The following is a 2961-nucleotide window of genomic DNA, read 5'->3' on the forward strand; positions in this document are numbered from 1 at the left end:
CACCAATCCACGACCAGATATTAAGTGCTTGCGCATTGATAAAATCTGGCACCAGCCAGGCAAGTAGCTGCGCAAATAAAATAGTAAACAAAGGTGTTACAGCCAGTACCGCGCTGACTTTGGACGCTTCCCAGTGGTGTAAGGCTTCAGCAAAAGCACCATATGCCACCACTGTATTCAGACAGCAGAAAATCAGTAAGCCCCAGTGTAAGGCTGTCATCGTCTGCAGGGGTGAAAAATCAGATACCGGTATAAAAGCAACAGTACCCGCTACATAAAGCAGATACATAATTTGTTTTGAACTGTAGTGCATAAGTAGCTGCTTTTGCGCCAGAGCATAAGCCGCCCAAGTCACTGCTGCCGCGATAACCAACAGCACACCCAAGGTTTCGCTACCGGCATATTGCAGTAGCTGCACTAATCGCTCGTTAAAAAACAGCAGTAAGCCGGCAACTAAGCTAACAGCGCCTATTTTTTGCCAAAGCAACAACTGCTCTTTGAATAGCACCACACCACCTAACATCATCAAAAATGGGGCTAACTGAATAACCACCTGACCAGTTTCTGCAGTCAGATAGTTAAGACCACTCAGGTACATGATGTAATTGGATAACAAACCGAGCACTGCGATAATCATCAGACTGCCAGCCTTTTTGCTGATCAGCACACGCAGTTTAGGCAGTTTTCCGCCCAGCCAAAGCCAGAGTCCAACCATCACCGCTGCCACCAGAAAGCGCACTGCGGTGATCGTATTTGCGGTCAATACATCCAGCAATACCTTAAGTGCGATAGGTAGCATCCCCCACAGCACAGCGGTCGTTAATGCCAGTGATAAACCAATCATGCTTTTACCGGTGATCTGATGCATGGAATTTCCAATCAATAATGCGGATTACTGCCAGAGAAAAGCTATTTTTACCTATTCGCCAGGTCTTGTCTGTAACAAATGCAACTTTAGCGACAGAGTAACCACAGATTGCGCCATATCAAAAGATGCCTATTAGGAAACAGCTATAGTTAAAGCGTTTATTGATAAAGGACAAATCATGATAAAACGCATTGGCATACTAACTTCCGGCGGCGACGCGCCCGGGATGAACGCTGCGATCAGAGCCGCGGTATTGACCGCAGCAGCCAATAACATTGATGTTATCGGCTTTCATCATGGCTTTAATGGTTTGCTGGATAATGAGTACCAGACCCTGCTACCTCAGCATGTGCAACATATCATTCAGTATGGCGGTACTATTTTAAAAAGCGCCCGCTGCAAAGCATTGTACACAACAGAAGGCGCAATAAAAGCGGCTAAAGCGCTGGAAGAGTTACAGCTTGACGCTCTTATTATCATTGGCGGGGACGGCAGTTTTCGCGGCGCTCTGAGCATTGCCGAGCATTATAACGGACAAATTATCGGCGTTCCGGGTACCATCGACAACGATGTTGACGGTACAGACTATACCATTGGTTTTGCAACTGCCATTGATACAGCTTTAGACGCCATAGATAAGATACGTGATACCGCCGATGCCTTTGAACGTATTTTTTTGATTGAACTGATGGGCAGGCATTCGGGTTACATCAGTTTGTCTGCAGGCATTGCCGCCGGCGCTGAGCAAATCATCTGCCCGGAGTTCGCAGCAATTAAGCCTGATAATCTTAAAGATCTGATTATTCCGATACAGCACGCCCAATTGCTCAGAGGTAAAAGCAGTTACATCATAGTGGTGGCAGAAAACAGTTATCCTGCTGGTACTACGGCATTAGCCGAAGCGCTAAGTGATGCGCTGGGCATTGAATGCAGAGCCTGTATACTTGGTCATATTCAGCGTGGCGGAAAGCCTGTCGGAGCAGACAGAATACTGGCCACTAAACTCGGAGCCTATGCTGTAGAGCAACTCGTAGCCGGCGCCCACCTTGTGATGGCTGGTCAAGTTAACCAGCAACTGAGCTTATATCCGCTGGCCAAAACCGGAGACAGGAAAAAACAGATAGATCCTTATTTAGTGCGCTGGCAACACTATATTGCCAGCGACTAACGCGTGATTACTGGTTAAACACCTGCTTAACGCGATCTTTGTAGCTGCGGCTGACTTTAACCGCCTGTCCATTTGTCAGCATTAACTGGTGTTCACCATTGGCTAGCATCTGCAGCTTGGCAATGGTGTGCACATTAACGATGGCAGAGCGATGTACACGGACAAACAACCTCGGATCAAGCTCCTGCTCCAGCTCTTTCATCGTACGTCTTAAAATATGTGTCTGGCCATCACGGGTATGAATACACATGTAATCTCCGGCCGCATCGACCCATTCTATGGCCGAGACCGGCACCCGTGTGATCTCACCACTGTCTTTAATACTGATAGCGTCAGGAAAGCGGTCATTAACAACCGGTTCGGCATTGTCCAACCGCTGCAAAATATTGCCGGTATCTTCACCCGTCAGCTTGGCAACGGCTTCAGCTAATTGCCCTTTATGTTTCTGCGTATCCTGGGCCTGGTAAATTTTAAGTACTTTCTCTACCGCCTGACGCAGCCGAATCGGTTCCACCGGTTTTAGCACATAGTCCAGCGCATTGACTTCAAAAGCGCTGAATGCATAGTGATCATACGCGGTTACAAACACAACATAAGGCAGCGTAATCTGCTTTTCCTGCAGCTGCTTTAGCACGGTAAAACCGTCCATGCCCGGCATTTCAACGTCAAGAAAAACCAAATCCGGTGCAAATTCGCTGATACTATCGATAGCCTGCTGACCATTACTGCACTCGGCGACAACGTCTAACTCAGGAAACTCCCGCAAACGCACCAACATTCCCTTACGGGCTAAAGGTTCATCATCAACTACTATTACCTTAAGCATGTTCCTGTTCCGTTTTTTCTAATTCTAATGGGATTCTAATGTTTACTTTCAGCCCTTGAGGCTGGTTGTGTGTTAAAACCAACGCAAAATTATTGTCGT

Annotated in this window: 3 protein-coding genes; 1 reads left to right on the forward strand and 2 read right to left on the reverse strand. The window is 47.2% G+C overall.

The genetic code is table 11. The features are described 5' to 3' along the window. A partial coding sequence (locus VIN66_RS00760) for a DMT family transporter (protein WP_331922215.1) occupies window positions 1–868 on the reverse strand: 868 nt, incomplete at its 3' end. 178 nt (window positions 869–1046) lie between these two features. Here VIN66_RS00760 and VIN66_RS00765 point away from each other — a divergent pair. Continuing rightward, the gene (locus VIN66_RS00765; protein ID WP_331922216.1) at window positions 1047–2036 is read left to right on the forward strand and encodes an ATP-dependent 6-phosphofructokinase; all 990 of its coding nucleotides are present in this window, start codon (window positions 1047–1049) and stop codon (window positions 2034–2036) included. Window positions 2037–2043: 7 nt separating this feature from the next. On the opposite strand, the gene VIN66_RS00770 is transcribed toward VIN66_RS00765, so the two are convergent. Further along, a complete protein-coding gene (locus VIN66_RS00770; protein ID WP_331922217.1) occupies window positions 2044–2862 on the reverse strand; it encodes a LytTR family DNA-binding domain-containing protein in 819 nt (272 codons plus the stop codon). Window positions 2863–2961 lie beyond the last annotated feature (99 nt).

This window comes from Rheinheimera sp., from assembly GCF_036568245.1.
In the GTDB taxonomy this organism is placed as follows: domain Bacteria; phylum Pseudomonadota; class Gammaproteobacteria; order Enterobacterales; family Alteromonadaceae; genus Alishewanella.

Coding starts and splice junctions, on each gene's coding strand:
- VIN66_RS00765 (WP_331922216.1), top strand. CDS start 1,047: ATGATAAAACGCATTGGCATACTAACTTCCGGCGGCGACGCGCCCGGG.
- VIN66_RS00770 (WP_331922217.1), bottom strand. CDS start 2,862: ATGCTTAAGGTAATAGTAGTTGATGATGAACCTTTAGCCCGTAAGGGA.